A 984-nucleotide genomic window follows, 5' to 3' on the forward strand; every position below is an offset into this window, starting at 1 on the left:
AGAGTTCTGGAGATCGGCACAGGCTCCGGATATCAGGCCGCAATCCTCAGCCAGCTTGCCCGCCGTGTCTATACGATCGACCGTCATCGTCGCCTGGTGCGCGAGGCGGAGGAGACCTTTCGCAGTCTGAACCTGTCAAATATCACCGCATTTGCCGGTGATGGCAGCCATGGTCTGCCGGATCAGGCCCCGTTCGACCGTATTCTGGTTACGGCTGCGGCCGAAGACCCGCCCGGCCCCCTCCACAAGAACCCGAATTCTTCGAAAACGCATATGTGGCGAAGGACGCGGGCCGTTATGACCTTCCGGCGGTACCGGAAGACCAGATCCCGGTCGCCTATCGCCGCCAGATCGTCCCCTATACGACCACCGAAGTTCCCGGCACGCTCGTGATCGATCCGACACATGCCGTGCTGTATTTCGTGCTCGAGGGCGGACGCGCGATCCGCTACGGCATCTCTGTCGGTCGTGACGGTTTCGGATGGTCCGGTATCGCAAAGGTTTCCCGCAAGGGAAGCTGGCCGACCTGGGACCCCCCCCGTCGGAAATAGATCGACCGCCCAACCCCACGCCTTGAGAAATGGCGGGGCGGGGAGTGCCCGGGTCGGACCGGGAAAACCCCCGTTACGGGTCGGCACGTGCGATCTATCTGACCGTGAACGGTATCGATTACGGCTGGCGCGTGCATGGAACCCCCGGAACTGGCGGACAATCGGCAAACGGGCATCCTCGGGTTGTTTCCGCATGATCCAGCAGGATGTACTGGACTTGTACGAGCGTGTTCAGGTTGATGCGCGCGTGGTGGTGCTGACGGCCGATGGTGAAACACCCACGACGCTGACAATGCCGCCGCCTGCCCCGAAACCGGCAGCAAAGCCCAAGGCCAAACCTGCGCCCGTTGCGGAAACCTGCCGCGGCAGGTGTGGTGGAAAACCCAACCGCTGGCGGATACTGCAGCCAACACGGACCGTGCCCGACGTGGCT

The 984-nt window shown here is 62.8% G+C and carries 2 protein-coding genes and 2 pseudogenes; all 4 read left to right on the top strand.

Going from position 1 to position 984, the window contains the following annotated elements:
• A pseudogene (locus tag TR36_RS16090) lies at positions 1-243 on the top strand (protein-L-isoaspartate O-methyltransferase); the annotation flags it as partial.
• A 146-nt stretch (positions 244-389) separates the two neighbouring features.
• Complete coding sequence (locus tag TR36_RS16095) at positions 390-551, top strand: L,D-transpeptidase (protein ID WP_237763601.1); 162 nt, start codon at positions 390-392, stop codon at positions 549-551.
• A gap of 44 nt (positions 552-595) precedes the next feature.
• Entirely contained in the window at positions 596-748 is a 153-nt protein-coding gene (locus TR36_RS16100; protein WP_237763602.1) for a hypothetical protein, read from the top strand.
• Positions 745-984 (top strand): annotated as a pseudogene (locus tag TR36_RS16105) (hypothetical protein); the annotation flags it as partial. The gene TR36_RS16100 and the pseudogene TR36_RS16105, both read left to right, overlap by 4 nt.

Origin of the sequence: Falsirhodobacter sp. alg1 (assembly GCF_000739715.2) — a bacterium.
Taxonomy (GTDB): Bacteria; Pseudomonadota; Alphaproteobacteria; order Rhodobacterales; family Rhodobacteraceae; genus Falsirhodobacter.